Below are 15,743 nucleotides of genomic sequence, written 5' to 3' on the forward strand. Positions count from 1 at the left end.
AAGAATTATTAAGAAGATTACATGTTAAGGAGAATGGTAAAATTATTGAAGGTGCGGAGGCATTTCTTTACGTTTGGAAAAAAATTCCAAAATATAAATTTTTATATAAATTTTTTAAACTTCCAATAATTTTCTCAATCTTTAAATATGGATACGAAATTGTTGCTTTTTTTTTATATTTAAAGAATAAAAAACAACTCAAATAACTATGTTAAAAAAAATATTAAAAATTCACTTAGTAAAGACATGGATAGTAAAAACATAATTAATAATATTGAATACATGAGAGTAATAACTCTATTTCTTTTCCTCCTCAGTCTAACAAAAATTTTATCATCTAAATCTGAAATATCTCTTTCACCAACTACTGGGTAATCATAACTCCATCGCCATGTAGATTGACCTAATCTAGAGTCGAGACTGTTAAAATACCTTATCCAGGCAAGGACATATTTTAATATTAGATACAAAATAATCATTAATGTTGAAGAAAGTAACATTCTTAATGATACTTAATTATGTAAGATAATTTAATTGATATTTTTGGCTCTTTTTCTTGCGATTAACTGCGTAAGAGCATCAACCATGGTATCTGAGGCCTTAAATATTTCATTATTTTTAAACTCATGAGAAATATTTTTTTCTGGATTGGTTTTATCTTCAATAACTATTCCTTCATCTGGTGAATTATTTTTTATATAAATTAATAAAAGCCATTCATCATCTAAGGCTTCATCCCATTTAACAAATATTTCTCCTGTTTCAAATCTTCTGTCTATACATCTAAAGATAGACATATGTCTTGTTATATGTCTTTTGTTTAATTGAAATACTAAACTGCTAGCACTTCTATAAAAACTTTCGAGAGCAAACTCAATTTTCTGTCTAGCTAAAGTATATTCTTTTTCTTTTTGTAACAGTGTCTCTCTATCTTCATCTCCTTGAATTTTAACTCCTAAAGCCTCTACTCTTTCTCTAATTTTTTGATCCCTAATAATTCGATATTTTTCTTTTAATTTTTCTATTCTTTGTTGTAAGCCAGCATAATCCTCTCTCTTTTCTCTTAAAGAAATTTTTTCCAATTTCTCTAATTCTTTAACCTCTCTAACTCTAAATTTTTCAATTTGTTTATCTAATTTTAATTGTTGTAAAAATTGCTTTTGTTTTTCTGCTTGTTCAATTCTTAAAAGAGCTTGTTCTTTTCTTAAGAATAGTTTTATTTCTTTTGTTCTTTGTTTTTCTAATCTAATTTCATCTTTTAAAGCTTGTTCTTTTAATTTAACTTTTAATTCAGCCTCTTTTTGCTTTTCTTTTGCAGCTTCAATTTTTTCTAATCTTTCTTTTTCTTGTTTTTCTAATTTTAACCTTCTTGCTTCATCTTTTTTTAGAATTTTATACTGTGAAATTGTGTCTGCTATTTTATCAAAAAATGCTTGGATATATTTTTCAAAACCGAAATTTAATCTAAACTTAAATTCAGGCTTTAAAGAATTTTGAAAGTTAACTAATTTTAAAAGAAAATCTGGTTTCTTTGATACAATAGATTTAGATTTTTTTGAAATTTTTTTAGATTGTTTTGGTTTCTTTGATTTTTTTTGTTTTCTTCGATTATTAATTTTTTTTACAGATTTATTTTTAACCTTAAATTTATTTGACTTTTTAGATAATTTTTTAACTTTTTTTTTGGTTTTTTTTTGGTTTTTAGAAATACTTTTTTTTAATTTTTTTTTCTTTTTTTTCATCTTAAGGGAGTTAGTTTCTACCAATTATTTATTGATAAATATAGTCTCTTGTGACTGGTGTGGAAGAATAATTCTTTGTTAATTGAAATTGGTATACAACTTGATCACCCCATTTAAATGCCATCTCACAACCAGCAAGATAAAATTCCCACATTCTAAAAAATCTTTCATCGAACATTTGAATTATTTTATCTTTATTTCGAATACAATTTTCTTTCCAATGTCTTAGTGTATGTGAGTAATGAAGTCTTAAAACCTCAATATCTGCAACAATTAAGCCTGCTTTTTCAATTGGTGTTGTTACCTCACTTAAACTTGGAGTATAGCCTCCAGGAAAAATATACTTAGTGATCCATGGATGTGGATCTCTTGGTGGATTTACTGATCCTATAGTATGAATTAATGATACTCCATCATCTTTTAAAAGTTTTTCAACTTGTGAAAAAAATTTTTTATAAAATTTTCTTCCTACATGTTCAAACATCCCAACACTGACTATTCTATCAAATTTTTCATTGAGCTCTCTATAATCCATTAACTTAAAGTTTAATTGATTTTCTAAATTAAGTTCTTTTGCTCTTTTCTTGCAGTAATTAAATTGATTTTCTGAAAGTGTAATACCTGTTACTTCGCAGTTTGCACTTTTGGCTATATCCACTGCTAAAGAACCCCATCCACATCCGATATCTAAAACTTTTTGATTTGGTTTTATATTAAGTTTTTTTATTATATGTTGAATTTTATTATTTTGAGCAGTTTCCAATGTATCTGTTTCATTTTTAAAATATGCACATGAATATTGTCTTTTAGGATCTAAAAATAAGTCATAAAGATCATCTGAAATATCATAATGATGCGAAACATTCATCTTAGATTTTTTTATAAAATTAAAGTTAGTTAAATATCTATAAGAACCTCTTAATCTATTAATCAAATAGCTAAAAAAATTTAAGTCTCCTCTTCCAAAATTCATTAAAGAAAGATCCAAAAAATCAGTTAATGTCCCATTTTCGATAGTTATTTCACCATCTGTATATGCTTCACCAAAATATAAATCTGGATGAAATAGCAACTTATAATGAAGATTTTTATTTAAAATTTTAACTTTTATTGGGTTTTCACTTTTTGGATTTCCAATGATGTAACTTTTTGAATTAGCATCAACTAATATAAATCCATCTTTTTTAAAAACATTATTTAAAAATCTAGCTAATTGCATTTAAGCTGCCTCGGTATTTTTTAATGAAAAATTTAATTTTTCTAAATTATGGATTAAATCCGATTCATCTTTAGTATTTAATATGCTAAGTGGTGGTAAAAGATTTTTATAATATATTTCTTTTTTACTAAAGTATGTATGTAAACCTGAAATCAAATTATATTTTTCAAATTCAGCTCTTACATCACAAAGATTTTGGTTTACCGTCTGGTCTTGTCCATTATTAAAATCATCATATACTTTTCTTGCTAATGAAGAAGTGGCATTGCATGTAGCTGTGATAATTCCTGAACAGCCTAATTGAAGTCCTTTAAATAATTTAGATTCTGATCCAGGTAAAACTGAAAAATTATCAATTTTTAAGTTTTCAAAAAGATTATAAGAACTATCTTTTACACCAATAATATTTTTTGGATATTTTTTCACTAACTCTTCAATACATTCAATACTAAACTTATAACCACAGAGTTTTTCAAAATTATATAGTACTATTTCACAATCAGAAATTACTTCTACTATTTTGCTATAAAATTCTATTACTTCTTTATCTCCATATTTATAGTAAGCAGGCGGCATAATTAAGAATCTATTGAAACCTAAAGATTTAGAAACTCTCATTAAATTAATTGTTTCACCTAAAGAATTTAAACCAGTACCAATAATATACTTTTCTTTATGTTTGCTTGAAGTCAGATGATTTAACAAATTAATTTTTTCAGAGACAGGTATAAGTTGAGCCTGCCCCGTACTTCCAAATATAGCTGCTCCATGACAACCATTGTCTATAACCATTTCTGCGTGCTGAATGGTTTTTTTGATATCAAGCGTCAAATCATCATTTAAGATCGACATTGAAGCCGCATAAATGCCTTTAATTTTACTCATAGTAAAAATTTATATAAAAATATTAATTAGTAAAGTTTATAAATTAACTATGAAAATATTAGCTGTTCAAAACAGGATGGGTATAGGTGATACAGTAATATTCCTACCCTATATTAGAGCTATTTCAAATAAATTTGGAGTGCCTGTTAGTTTGTTGGTTAAAGAAAATTCAAAAGCTAACGAGTTTTTAAATCAAACAAATTATATTGATGAAATAATTCACTTAGAAAGAGGCAATAAAATAAATCAAAAACATGATGGTTTTAAAGGATTTTTCAAACTAGCAAGTGATCTTAAAAAATATAATTTCGATAAAGTTTTTATTTTTAATTCATCTTTGAGATATAACTTAATTTCTAAATTAGCAGGTGTTAAAGAAATATTTCAATACCCGTTATTTGAAAAACAAAATCAACACATTACAGAACCAGCTAAAGCTATAATAAAAAAATACTTAAATATCGAAACTATTGATAATCCAGAAATTCAAATTGATAATGATCTGGTTCAAAAATCAGCAGCAAACTTTAATATAAAAAATGATGAATTTAATATTTTGTTGGGTATAGGTGGCTCTGGCCCAACAAAAAGAATACCATCACAAACTTTTATAAACGTAATAGAAAGATTAGAAAATTTTAAAAAATGTAGGTTTTTTTTAGCTACAGGTAAAAATGAAGATGAGCAAAAAATCTTAATGGAAATATTAAATACAAAATTTAGAGAAAAGTGTGTTGCTTTAGATAATCTCAGTATAAAGGAAACATTACCTATTATAAAAAATTGCAATGTTGCAATTTGTAATGATACAAGTTTCTCGCATTTATCATCAGCATTAGGAATTAAAACAATTACATTAATGGCAGACACACCATTAATTTATGGTTCTTATAATACAAATATGTATCCAATTATTCCTGATGGAGAAACTACTGTTTCTCACAACACTCAAGGTAAAGATAAAATAAATCCAGATAAGATTTATGAAAAACTATTATCAATAATTAATTAAGAAATATCTTTAAGAACTATTTCTTTAGCTTCATTAACAATAGCAGATAATCTTGAAGTCTCTGGAGAAATATCTGGGTGAATTTTTTTTTGAATTTTTTGATAAGCTTTATTTAGCGCTTCCTTGGTTGGTTTTTTATTAATATCTAAATTTAAAATTTTATATGCCTCAGATATTGATAATGATGAAGAGTTGTTATTTTGATACTGATTAAATGAAAATCTTCCAGAATTCCTCAAAGTTTGAATAAGTCTATAAAGAGAAAGCAATTGTATCAATGATAAACCTTTAAGTTTAACTAAAGCAAGACTTGCAAGAGTTAATGGTAATGTGAGTAGAAATTTTCCACCAATAGCAAATAAAACTGCTAATAAAGCCAACAATAAAATTGTTACCAGTCTTACTCCTTTGGACATTTTTTTTGGAGAAATATTTGACCACCATCTTAATAAAAAATATAAGATGACTAAAATTACAAGTAGATAAATAATAATATTCATATATTTCCTTATTAGATGAAAGTACCACAACTTAAAAAAAAACTAGAGATAAAAACTTGTCACAATATTGATTGGGAAGACAATTACAGCTGGATTCATCAAGATAATATTTTGGAAGTTCTCAGAGATAAAAGCAAGTTAGATCCTGAAGTGAAAAAATATTTAGAAGATGAAAATGCTTACTCAGAGCATCATTTAAAAGATACAAAAAATATCCAAAAAAAATTATTTGATGAGATTAAAGCAAGAATTAAATTAGATGATGAGTCTTTACCCTATAAAGATCACACATATGAGTATTGGACAAAAACTACAACAAAAGGAAATTATTCCATAAAACTTAGAAAAAAAATTGGTTCCGAAAATATTGAGGAAATATGGAATGGAGATAAAGAAAAAGAAAAACTTAAAACTGAATATTTTGGAGTTGGAGATTTAGAAGTAAGTAACAATGATAAATATCTAGGATACTCTTTAGATCTTAAAGGATCTGAATATTATACAATTTATTTAAGAGAGATAAAAACAAACAAAATTATTTCAAAAGAAATTGCAGAAACATCCGGGGGAATAACATTTAGTTTGGATGATAAATATATTTTTTATTCTAAACTTGATGAAAATCATAGAGCAAGAACAATATACAGGCACAGAATAGGTGATTTTGAGGGCAAAGATGAATTAATATTTGAGGAGAAAAGCGAGGCTTTTACAGTAGGAATTGGAAAAAGCTCAGATGAAAAATATTTTTTTATAAATACTTCTGACCATAATACTTCAGAGCAATATTACTTTAAATCAGATGAATTAAATCCATCCCCAAAACTTATTATTAAAAGAGAAAGAGGTGTTCTATATTCTGTTAACTCATGGGATGGTAAATTTTATAATCACACAAATAAAAATGCTGAAGACTTTAAAATTGATATTTGTGACAATTTAGAAAATCAAAATTGGAAAACATATATTCCAGCAAAAGATGAAGTTTTAATTGGTGGATTAACATTTCTTAAAAATTGGATTATTCGTGGTGAGACATCAGATGCACTAGATAAATTATTTGTCAAAAATATTTCTACAAATATAGAAGAAGAATTAATTTTTTCTGATGAAACTGTTTATGTTCCAGGAGTAAGCTTAACTCAAAAAGATAGAAATACTGATGAAGTTCATTTAGGATACTCATCACCTAAAACTCCTTCTAGAGTATTTAAATATAATTTAGCAACAAAATCTAAAGAACTTGTTAAAGAACAAGAGATCCCATCTGGTCATAATAAAGATGACTATATTGTTGAGAGAGTTGAGTTTAAATCTCATGACGGAAGAATGGTTCCATTAACAATTACTAGACACAAAAAAACAAAAATTGATGGGTCTGCAAATGTTTTATTGTATGGATATGGGTCTTATGGAAATTCTATGTCCCCAAGTTTTTCTTCCACAAGATTAAGTCTTATCAATAGAGATATAATTTGGGCCACAGCTCACATTAGAGGTGGTATGGAAAAAGGTATGAAGTGGTGGAAAGAGGGAAAATTAACAAACAAAAAAAATACCTTTGAAGATTATATTTATGCTGCAAAATATTTAATTGAAAAAAATTATACCTCAAAAGGAAAAATTATTGGCATGGGTGGATCTGCTGGAGGATTATTAATGGGAGCTGTTGTTAATCAATCTCCTGAATTATTTCTAGGAATTATCATGGCTGTTCCTTTTGTGGATTCTTTAACAACAAATCTTGATCATTCTTTACCGTTAACTGTGGGAGAATTTGACGAATTTGGAAATGCAAAAGAGAATAAAGAACATTTTGATTATATTTTTTCATATGCGCCTTACAACAATATTAAAAAGATGGATTATCCACATATTTTTATTACAACAAGTTTAAGTGATAATAGGGTTCTATTTGATGAACCTGCAAAGTTCACGGCAAAACTTAGAGACTATAAAACAGATAATAATTTACTTCTTTTAAAAACCGAAATGAATGCTGGTCATGGTGGAAAATCTGGAAGAGATGGGGCAATAGAAGAAATTGCTATTGACTATGCATTTGCATTAAAAATTTCAAATAAAATTTAGTGCACTTTAAATCTTGAAAAAAAAAAATTAATTCCCATATAAACCTAGTAAGTCGCCTAATGGGGCTTGCATAAATAAACTTGCTTAAAAAAGGAGGATATTATGACAAGTAAGGATCTATCTATATTTAACTCACTTAGACCTTTTTCAATTGGTTTTGATGATATGTTCGACCAGTTTGAAAATATGTTGGGAAATGGGAATTTGACAATGCAGTCAAATTATCCACCATACAACATCCGAAAGACAGGCAAAGACAACTATGCAATTGAAGTAGCATTGGCTGGCTTTAGCAAAAAAGACGTTGAGGTTGAGTTCGAGGACAATTTATTAACAGTTAGAACAAAACAAGTTAATAAATCTGAGAACAGTGATGTTAATGGAGAAATTATTCATAAAGGTATTTCTCAAAGACAATTCGCAAGATCATTCACTGTAGCTGATGATGTAAAAGTTAATGGTGCTGAGCTTAAAGATGGTCTTTTAACAATATCTTGTGAAAGAATAATTCCAGAACATAAAAAAAAGAAGCTTATTGAAATTAAATAAGTCTTAAACCTTGCTTGTGGGGATTTCTCCCCACAAGTTTAAATTAATTATTTCTTTGCCATTATAGCATTTAAAACAAATGCTAATAATCCAGCAGGTATAAGTCCAGTTGTTAACAGTAGTTTTAAACTTATTCCAAAATCTGGAATATTTTTCACAAAGTCTGGTAATAATGACATTCCAATTCCAAAAGACAAAGAAAGAGCTAAGATTAATAAATTTCTTTGATCCATTTCTGCCCTTGAAATCAATTTAATACCAGCAGCTACAATCATACCAAACATAATGATTGCTGCTCCACCAATCACCGACTCTGGCATTGCTGCAATTATTCCACCTAATTTTGGAAATAATCCCATTAGAACTAATACTATTCCAGCAATAGTTCCAACGTGCCTACTTACCACTCCTGTAAACGCAACTAGTCCAGCATTTTGTGAATAGGATGTATTTGGCATCGCATTAAATATTGCACCAAATGCAGTACCAACACCATCTGCCATAATTCCACCTGATATTTCTTTATCCGTTGCTTCTCGTTTAGCACCACCCATTGTAGTAGCACTTATGTCCCCAATTGTTTCAATCGTTGTAACAATTGACATAAACAACATTAGAATTATTGCACCAGGCACAAAATCAATTCCATATTGAAGTGGCATTGGAAATGCAAACCATGATGCAGATGCAATTTTACCATAGTTAACCATTCCTAGTGCTGCTGCAACTATGAAGCCAGCTACTATTCCAATCAAAATTGAAGCTGCAGAAGCCATTCCTTTACCTCTAAGATTGAAAAAGATAGCAACTATGAACACTGAAGCGGCAACCGTTAAATGATTTGCATTTGCAAAGATTTCAGGTTTATTATTCATTAACCATCCACCTCCACCTGCATACATAAAACCGACTTTAAGCAAACTAAATCCAATCATTAGCACAACTATACCTGTGACTAATGGTGGGAATAGATGTCTTATTGGTTTTAAAACTTTTCCAATGAAAATTTGAAAAATTCCTCCAATGAACGCTGCTGTAAATACTGCTCCTAATCCTGCTGCTTTAAATGGTAGCATGATTGGTATAAATGCAAAACTGGTTCCTTGAACAATAGGAAGTCTTGCACCAATTTCTTTGTATCCAACTGTTTGGATAATTGTTGCAACTCCCGCAACAAACAAAGCCATTTGAATCAAAAATATTTTTTGTTCCGGCGTTTGACCAAAAACTCCAGCCACAATAATAGGAACAGTTATATTACCAGCAAACATTGCTAGTACGTGCTGAATTCCTAAAGGTATGGATTTATTTAATGGAAGTTTCTTGTCTGGACTGTTTGTAGAGCCCACTTTTGTTTTTCTTGAAGCCATATAACCTCCGTCGTTAACTAATTAGACGTTACATTACTGACTATGAATTAATATAAAAAAACTAAGTAGTTTAGAATAACTCTATTTAAAATAGTAAAAAAAACCTATAATGAACAGATTTATTTCAACCAATAAATTTAAAAACACCCGTTTGAAACAAAACCCACAACTATATTTTCTGAATTTATTTCAAACCTTCGCTCACATGGAACAAGATATTTTTTACTATTATAAACAAACTCAAAGTTCCCTTTAGCATTTTTAAAGTCTTCGTCTGGTTTTCCAAGCTCCATCTGAAGTTCGCTAGCTGATTTTCCAAGAAATTTACTTAATTTTTCATTTTCTTTTTCAACAATAGCATCTGTTTTATCTTTAACAGTTTGACACCCCGAAAAAAAAAGTATGATAATTAGAAGACTTACTGCTGATTTTAATTTTGTCATAAGTTTAAATTAACATTTTTTGTTTAATAAATTACTAACTTTAAAGTTGTATTAATAATTTATTTCTTATTAATTTGAGTTTAATTATAGTAACAATTGTGTTCTTTATTTGATGGTTCAAGCATATGAATGAAAAAGCCCTAGAAAAAATATTAAATATATTTTCAAAAGAAATTTTACCCTTAACTGAACAAGGTGTTGCTAGAGGTAGTAAAATATTTGGTGCAGCAATAATTAAAAAAGATGATTTATCGCTTGTAGTTGCAGACACAAACAATGAAATAGAAAATCCATTGTGGCATGGAGAAATGCATACTCTTAAAAAATTTTATGAATTAGATGCAAATACAAGACCAAATGAAAAAGACTGCATCTTCTTAAGTTCACATGAGCCTTGTAGCATGTGCTTGAGTGGGATTACTTTTTCTGGATTTGATAATTTTTATTATGTGTTTCCCTATACTGAAACAAATGATCAATTTAAAATTCCTCACGATTTAAATATACTCAAAGAAGTATTTAAAATTAACGATGGAGAATATAATAAAGAAAATTCCTATTGGAAAAGTCATAATATAAATTTACTTATTGAGAATTTACCTACTTCAAAAAAAGAAGATATTTTAAAACAATTAGACGAAATTAAAAAAAAATATCAAGCTTTATCAAATCAATACCAAGAAAATAAACATGAAAATTCTATACCATTAAACTAAGTAATGAATACAAACCTTAAAATTTCAAACGTAACAAAGATATATCCTGGGTGTGTTGCAAACGATAATGTTTCGCTAGAGTTTAATAGTGGTAAAATTTATGCTCTTCTTGGAGAAAATGGTGCAGGAAAATCTACACTGGTTAAAATTCTATCGGGCGTCATCCTTCCTGATGAAGGTGAAATTTATTTAAATAAAAATAATCTAAAGCTCAATTCGCCATTAGATGCAAAAAAAAATGATATTGGAATGGTATTCCAACATTTTAATCTTTTTGAAACTTTGTCCGTATTTGAAAACTTAATAATAGACTCAGATGAACAAAGGGAAAGTTTAAGAGAAAAAATTGATTCAATTATGAAAAAATACAATTTTTCAATTGATCTTGATATTCCTGTTCTAAATCTGTCAGCAGGTCAAAAACAGAAAGTGGAAATAATAAGATGTCTAATAAGAAATCCAAAAGTTTTAATTATGGATGAGCCAACATCTGTATTAACAGAACAAGAAACAAGTGAATTGTTCTTATCTTTGAAAAAATTTTCAGAAGAAGGAATTTTAATTATTTATATAACACATAAATTAAAGGAAGTTATGCAGCTTTGTGATGAAGTTGCTGTAATGAGAAGAGGAAAGTTAGTTTCTGTAAGTGAAATAAAGAGTGAAAATATTGAGTCACTTGCCAACAAAATGGTAGGTCAAAACCTAAAAACAATTAAGAAAAAAAAAGCAAAAACTTCATCAGATCAATTAATTAAAATAACTAATCTTGATTTTACAAGTGAAGATCCTTTTGAGACAAATTTAATCGATATTAATTTTTCTGTTAATCGAGGGGAGTGTTTGGGAATTGCTGGTATATCAGGAAACGGTCAAAGTGAATTATTTCAAGTATTAAGTGGTGAAATTATATCAGACAAGAATTGTATAGAATTTAATAATAATTACATAGGAGATTTAAATCCTCAAGAGAGAAGAGAATATTTGATGGCCTTTTCTCCAGAAGATAGGCTTGAGCAGGCTGCAATTCCTCAAATGAAAATTTTTGAAAATGTGGCTCTAAACAATTTTAAATCATCAAATTTTTTTAATAATGGATTAATAAACGAAAACAAAATTAAAGAGCATTCAAAAAAAATAATTTCAGATTTTAATGTAAATACAGACAACATTGAATTAAAAAGCCAATTTTTGTCCGGAGGAAATCTGCAGAAATTAATTATTGGAAGAGAGTTAATAACATCTCCAGATTTATTAATTTGCTTTAATCCAACTTGGGGTTTAGATGTTGGAGCGATAAATTATATCCACGAAACATTGATTAAAATCAATGAACAAAATAAATCAATTATATTAATATCTACAGACACTGATGAGTTATTAAAATTAAGTGACAAAATTTCAGTAATTCATAAAGGAAAATTGTCAAAAATTATGAATGCTGAAGAAGTAACCTCTGAAAAACTTGGGATACTAATGGGAGGAGCAAATTGATCAAAATCGTAAAAAGAGATCAACCATCAAGAGCTATTTTTTTCTTTACACCTGTGTTAGCTATTTTTCTAACATTAGTAGCGGGAGGTTTGATTTTTTTTATTTTAGGTTTTAAACCATTTGAAGCGCTTAAATTTTTTTTCATAGTTCCAATTGCAGATAAATATGGTTTCAGCGAATTACTATTAAAAGCTACACCGCTTTGTTTAATAGCAATCGGTTTATCATTTTGTTTTAAAAGTAATAACTGGAATATTGGAGCTGAAGGTCAATTAACTTTTGGGGCGATAGTTTCTGGAGGAGTAGCATTATTATTTTATGAGCAAGAAGGATTTTATATTCTTCCAATAGTAATTTTAGCTGGTGCAATTGGTGGTATGCTGTATGCATCAATACCGGCAATTTTAAAAACTTACTTTAATACAAATGAAATATTAGTAAGTCTTATGTTGGTATATGTTTCAAAATTAATTTTGGACTATCTTGTTGTTGGTCCTTGGAGCAATCCAGAAGGATTTAATTTTCCTGAAACCAGACAGTTCAGTGACTCTGCTAAACTTCCGTTATTATTTGAAGGACTAAGAATTCACGCCGGAATATTTTTAGCTTTGGCTGCAGTGATTGTCAGTTGGTTTGTTTTTTATAAAACATATTTAGGGTTCCAAATGAAAGTTTCAGGTTTTAGTTTAAAGACTGCAAAATATGCTGGTTACAAAGGTAAAAAAATGATCATCCTCGTTTTTTTAATAAGTGGTGCTTGCGCAGGTTTAGCCGGAGTTGGAGAAATAACTGGACCTATTGGACAACTTCATAGAGAAATTTCTCCAGATTATGGTTTTACTGCAATAATTGTAGCGTTTTTGGGCCGTTTACATCCTGTCGGAATAATTTTTGCATCTTTAGTTGTTGCAATAACTTATCTGGGTGCCGAAACAGCTCAAATATTTATGCAAATTCCAAAATATACTGGCCAGGTTTTTCAAGGAATGATTTTATTTTTTCTTCTTGCGTCAGATTATTTACTTTTTTTCAAAATTAAATTTATAGGCTCAAAAAAATGATCATCGATATAAATTTTATTGGACTGATAATTGCATCAATCATGGCTTCTGCTGTGCCTTTGATTTTAGCTTCTTGTGGTGAACTGATTACAGAAAGGTCTGGAGTTTTAAACCTTGGTGTTGAAGGAATGATGATCATTGGTGCTATTTCAGGTTTCGCATTAATGACCGTTACAGGAAGTTTAATTATTGCAATTTTTGGAGCAATGTTAGCTGGAGTTTTAATCTCAACTATTTTTGCATTCCTGACACAAACATTAATCACAAATCATGTCGCTACTGGCTTAGCGCTTACTATATTTGGAATTGGAATATCAGCGATGATAGGAAAAAATTTTGTAGGTATTCCTGGAAAAGAATTTCCTGTTTTATTTGAAAGTTTAAAAGATACAATACCACTTATAGGTCCAATATTATTTGGACATTCAATTGTTTTTTATTTTGCTTTTGCTCTACCGTTCATGACTAACTATTTTTTAAAAAAAACAAAAATAGGATTAATAGTAAGAGCTGTGGGAGACTCTCCTGTTTCAGCATCTAATCAAGGAATAAAAGTAAGGTTAGTTCGTTATTTATGTATTCTTTACGGAGGTGCAATGAGTGGACTTGCTGGTGCATATTTATCAATGATTTATACTCCGCAGTGGATTGAAAATATGACAGGCGGAAGAGGTTGGATCGCATTAGCTCTGGTGGTTTTCTCAACATGGAATCCAATTAAAATTTTGATAGGTGCTATGATTTTTGGTGGGCTAACAATCATTCAATTTCATATGCAAGCAATTGGAGTAAGAATTCCTGTGCAATTTTTAACAGCTCTACCTTACATCGTTACAATAATAGTTTTAGTTGTAATTTCTCGTGATAGTAGAAAAATTAGGCTAAGTACTCCTAGTTCTCTGGGGAAATCTTTTCATAAAGACAATTAATTCAAAAATAATTATTTTTTTTTAGATAATTTAATCTAGATTAAATTTTATTAAAAAATCAAAAGGGGAAATAAATTTATGCATAAAATATTTATTCGTTCTTTCGTCTCTTCTTTAGTTTTATTGTTTACATTGACTGTAGCTGCAATAGCAAAGGATGTGAAAGCAGCATTCGTTTATATTGGTCCAACTGGTGACCATGGATGGACTTATCAGCATGATGTAGGTAGAAAAGCTGTTGAAGCTGCCGGATTTAAAACAACTTACGTAGAAGGTGTTCCAGAAAGTGCTGATGCTGAGAGGGTTCTTAGACAATTAGCTAATTCTGGTCATGACATTATCTTTACAACTAGTTTTGGATACATGAATCCAACTAACAAAGTTGCAAAAGAGTTTCCAAATGTAAAATTTGAACATGCTACTGGATACAAAAGAGAACATGCAAATGTCTCAACATACGCAGCTAGATTCTATGAAGGTAGAACTATTTTAGGAACAATTGCTGGAACTATGACAAAATCAAATGTTATTGGTTATGTTGCATCTTTTCCAATTCCTGAAGTTATCAGAGGTATCAATTCATTTACTTTAGCGGCTCAAAAAGTTAACCCAAATATTAAAACTAAAATTGTTTGGGCTTTCACTTGGTACGATCCAGGTAAAGAAGCAGAGGCAGCAAAAGCTTTAATCGATCAAGGTGCTGATGTAATTGCTCAACATACAGATAGTACTGCTATTGTTCAAATGGCTGAAAAAGCTGGAGTTTATGCTTTTGGACAAGCAAGTGATATGGACAAGTTTGCTCCTAAAGCTGTATTGACTTCAGTTGAAAACAATTGGGGGCCATATTACGTGGACAGAGTAAAAGCTGTTGCGAACGGTACATGGAATCAAAAAGATACTTGGCATGGTATTGGAGATGGTATGGTTGTGATATCAGATTTAGATTCACAAATGCCAGCTGACCTAAGATCAAAAGTTAAAAAACTTCAAGCAGATTTAGCATCTGGCAAAGTTCATTCTTTCACTGGACCAATTTATGACCAGAAAGGTAATTTAATGGTAGCAGAAGGAAAAACTGCAGATGATGGAATGCTTGCAGGAATGATGACTTACGTTAAAGGTGTTGAAGGAGATATACCTAAGTAATCAATTTTCAATTTAAAAAATTTAAAAGGCCGGTTTTTTAACTGGCCTTTTTTATATCTGATGTTTTTTTTTGATTTCTTCGATCCTTAATTCTTCATAAATTTCGAAGGGTTGTACTATCCAAGGATTATCAGGAAGTTTATTAGCACAGAAGTCTGGCTCAAATGTTGATTTCTTTTTTTTAAATAATGTTGCGGTTTTAATATCCTCTATTTTATCCTTTATGGGTTCGTATTTTTTTAACCAATCTATACTTTTGTTAAAAGTAATTCCTGTGTCAGATAAATCATCACATAAAAGTATTTTTCCGCCCATATTAGGTGCTATCGAACTCATTTCTCTTGAAAATACAATGTCTCCCTGCTCATCCTCTACTCCCTTACCACTGTAAGATTCGACTGCAAGATACGCACATTTTAATTTAAAAATTCTGCTTAAAACATCTATCATCGGCGCTGCTCCACGCATGATGCCAACTAGTATTGTTGGTTTATATCCGCTCTCATCAATTTGGATTGCTAGTTTCTCAACAGTTTTGTTATACTCGTCCCAGCTGACAATCATTTTTTCAGACATAATTTTT

At 29.2% G+C, this 15,743-nt stretch carries 16 protein-coding genes; 9 read left to right on the top strand and 7 right to left on the bottom strand.

Annotation, left to right across the window (positions count from 1 at the left end; genetic code table 11):
• Window positions 1–206, top strand: a 206-nt coding sequence (locus ACTTBL_RS03780) for a DCC1-like thiol-disulfide oxidoreductase family protein (RefSeq protein ID WP_440643685.1), incomplete at its 5' end; no start/stop codon positions are given.
• Between the two features lie 324 nt (window positions 207–530).
• Here the strand turns inward: ACTTBL_RS03780 and ACTTBL_RS03785 are convergent.
• The 3 genes from ACTTBL_RS03785 to ACTTBL_RS03795 are packed head-to-tail and all read right to left on the bottom strand — an operon-like array spanning window position 531 to window position 3,846.
• Complete coding sequence (locus tag ACTTBL_RS03785) at window positions 531–1,742, bottom strand: hypothetical protein (protein ID WP_440643686.1); 1,212 nt, start codon at window positions 1,740–1,742, stop codon at window positions 531–533.
• A 28-nt stretch (window positions 1,743–1,770) separates the two neighbouring features.
• Window positions 1,771–2,961, bottom strand: coding sequence for an SAM-dependent methyltransferase (locus ACTTBL_RS03790; protein WP_075505175.1), 1,191 nt, complete (start codon window positions 2,959–2,961; stop codon window positions 1,771–1,773).
• Window positions 2,962–3,846, bottom strand: coding sequence for a dihydrodipicolinate synthase family protein (locus ACTTBL_RS03795; RefSeq protein WP_440643687.1), 885 nt, complete (start codon window positions 3,844–3,846; stop codon window positions 2,962–2,964).
• 49 nt (window positions 3,847–3,895) lie between these two features.
• Between ACTTBL_RS03795 and ACTTBL_RS03800 the strand changes: the two genes are divergently transcribed.
• Window positions 3,896–4,858 carry a glycosyltransferase family 9 protein gene (locus tag ACTTBL_RS03800; RefSeq protein WP_440643688.1) on the top strand — a complete coding sequence of 321 codons (963 nt, stop codon included), beginning with the start codon at window positions 3,896–3,898 and terminating at the stop codon, window positions 4,856–4,858.
• On the opposite strand, the gene ACTTBL_RS03805 is transcribed toward ACTTBL_RS03800, so the two are convergent.
• On the bottom strand, window positions 4,855–5,358 hold the full coding sequence (locus ACTTBL_RS03805; protein ID WP_075505178.1) for a J domain-containing protein: 504 nt from the start codon (window positions 5,356–5,358) through the stop codon (window positions 4,855–4,857). The genes ACTTBL_RS03800 and ACTTBL_RS03805 overlap by 4 nt on opposite strands.
• Before the next feature lie 15 nt (window positions 5,359–5,373).
• Here ACTTBL_RS03805 and ACTTBL_RS03810 point away from each other — a divergent pair, with 15 nt between their 5' ends.
• On the top strand, window positions 5,374–7,449 hold the full coding sequence (locus ACTTBL_RS03810; protein ID WP_440643689.1) for a S9 family peptidase: 2,076 nt from the start codon (window positions 5,374–5,376) through the stop codon (window positions 7,447–7,449).
• A 102-nt stretch (window positions 7,450–7,551) separates the two neighbouring features.
• The gene (locus ACTTBL_RS03815; protein WP_440643690.1) at window positions 7,552–7,998 is read left to right on the top strand and encodes an Hsp20 family protein; all 447 of its coding nucleotides are present in this window, start codon (window positions 7,552–7,554) and stop codon (window positions 7,996–7,998) included.
• A gap of 47 nt (window positions 7,999–8,045) precedes the next feature.
• Here ACTTBL_RS03815 and ACTTBL_RS03820 read toward each other — a convergent pair whose 3' ends face one another.
• Both ACTTBL_RS03820 and ACTTBL_RS03825 read right to left on the bottom strand, forming a co-directional pair.
• Window positions 8,046–9,368 carry a uracil-xanthine permease family protein gene (locus ACTTBL_RS03820; RefSeq protein ID WP_075536546.1) on the bottom strand — a complete coding sequence of 441 codons (1,323 nt, stop codon included), beginning with the start codon at window positions 9,366–9,368 and terminating at the stop codon, window positions 8,046–8,048.
• Window positions 9,369–9,505: 137 nt separating this feature from the next.
• Window positions 9,506–9,811 carry a hypothetical protein gene (locus ACTTBL_RS03825; protein WP_075505181.1) on the bottom strand — a complete coding sequence of 102 codons (306 nt, stop codon included), beginning with the start codon at window positions 9,809–9,811 and terminating at the stop codon, window positions 9,506–9,508.
• 125 nt (window positions 9,812–9,936) lie between these two features.
• Here ACTTBL_RS03825 and ACTTBL_RS03830 point away from each other — a divergent pair, with 125 nt between their 5' ends.
• The 5 genes from ACTTBL_RS03830 (at window position 9,937) to ACTTBL_RS03850 (ending at window position 15,160) form a co-directional block, all read left to right on the top strand.
• A complete protein-coding gene (locus tag ACTTBL_RS03830; RefSeq protein ID WP_440643691.1) occupies window positions 9,937–10,527 on the top strand; it encodes a nucleoside deaminase in 591 nt (196 codons plus the stop codon).
• A gap of 3 nt (window positions 10,528–10,530) precedes the next feature.
• Window positions 10,531–12,021, top strand: coding sequence for an ABC transporter ATP-binding protein (locus tag ACTTBL_RS03835; RefSeq protein ID WP_440643692.1), 1,491 nt, complete (start codon window positions 10,531–10,533; stop codon window positions 12,019–12,021).
• Complete coding sequence (locus ACTTBL_RS03840; RefSeq protein ID WP_168189256.1) at window positions 12,018–13,082, top strand: ABC transporter permease; 1,065 nt, start codon at window positions 12,018–12,020, stop codon at window positions 13,080–13,082. Before ACTTBL_RS03835 ends, ACTTBL_RS03840 begins: the two co-directional genes overlap by 4 nt.
• Window positions 13,083–13,090: 8 nt before the next feature.
• A complete protein-coding gene (locus ACTTBL_RS03845; protein WP_440643740.1) occupies window positions 13,091–14,011 on the top strand; it encodes an ABC transporter permease in 921 nt (306 codons plus the stop codon).
• A gap of 78 nt (window positions 14,012–14,089) precedes the next feature.
• Window positions 14,090–15,160: a BMP family ABC transporter substrate-binding protein gene (locus tag ACTTBL_RS03850; protein ID WP_145596867.1), complete on the top strand. Its 1,071-nt coding sequence runs from the start codon at window positions 14,090–14,092 to the stop codon at window positions 15,158–15,160.
• Between the two features lie 51 nt (window positions 15,161–15,211).
• On the opposite strand, the gene ACTTBL_RS03855 is transcribed toward ACTTBL_RS03850, so the two are convergent.
• A complete protein-coding gene (locus tag ACTTBL_RS03855) occupies window positions 15,212–15,736 on the bottom strand; it encodes a phosphoribosyltransferase (protein ID WP_440643693.1) in 525 nt (174 codons plus the stop codon).
• Between the last annotated feature and the right edge of the window lie 7 nt (window positions 15,737–15,743).

The organism is Candidatus Pelagibacter sp. HIMB123, assembly GCF_052048195.1.
GTDB lineage: Bacteria > Pseudomonadota > Alphaproteobacteria > Pelagibacterales > Pelagibacteraceae > Pelagibacter.

Coding starts and splice junctions, on each gene's coding strand:
- ACTTBL_RS03785 (WP_440643686.1), bottom strand. CDS start 1,742: ATGAAAAAAAAGAAAAAAAAATTAAAAAAAAGTATTTCTAAAAACCAA.
- ACTTBL_RS03790 (WP_075505175.1), bottom strand. CDS start 2,961: ATGCAATTAGCTAGATTTTTAAATAATGTTTTTAAAAAAGATGGATTT.
- ACTTBL_RS03795 (WP_440643687.1), bottom strand. CDS start 3,846: ATGAGTAAAATTAAAGGCATTTATGCGGCTTCAATGTCGATCTTAAAT.
- ACTTBL_RS03800 (WP_440643688.1), top strand. CDS start 3,896: ATGAAAATATTAGCTGTTCAAAACAGGATGGGTATAGGTGATACAGTA.
- ACTTBL_RS03805 (WP_075505178.1), bottom strand. CDS start 5,358: ATGAATATTATTATTTATCTACTTGTAATTTTAGTCATCTTATATTTT.
- ACTTBL_RS03810 (WP_440643689.1), top strand. CDS start 5,374: ATGAAAGTACCACAACTTAAAAAAAAACTAGAGATAAAAACTTGTCAC.
- ACTTBL_RS03815 (WP_440643690.1), top strand. CDS start 7,552: ATGACAAGTAAGGATCTATCTATATTTAACTCACTTAGACCTTTTTCA.
- ACTTBL_RS03820 (WP_075536546.1), bottom strand. CDS start 9,368: ATGGCTTCAAGAAAAACAAAAGTGGGCTCTACAAACAGTCCAGACAAG.
- ACTTBL_RS03825 (WP_075505181.1), bottom strand. CDS start 9,811: ATGACAAAATTAAAATCAGCAGTAAGTCTTCTAATTATCATACTTTTT.
- ACTTBL_RS03830 (WP_440643691.1), top strand. CDS start 9,937: ATGAATGAAAAAGCCCTAGAAAAAATATTAAATATATTTTCAAAAGAA.
- ACTTBL_RS03835 (WP_440643692.1), top strand. CDS start 10,531: ATGAATACAAACCTTAAAATTTCAAACGTAACAAAGATATATCCTGGG.
- ACTTBL_RS03850 (WP_145596867.1), top strand. CDS start 14,090: ATGCATAAAATATTTATTCGTTCTTTCGTCTCTTCTTTAGTTTTATTG.
- ACTTBL_RS03855 (WP_440643693.1), bottom strand. CDS start 15,736: ATGTCTGAAAAAATGATTGTCAGCTGGGACGAGTATAACAAAACTGTT.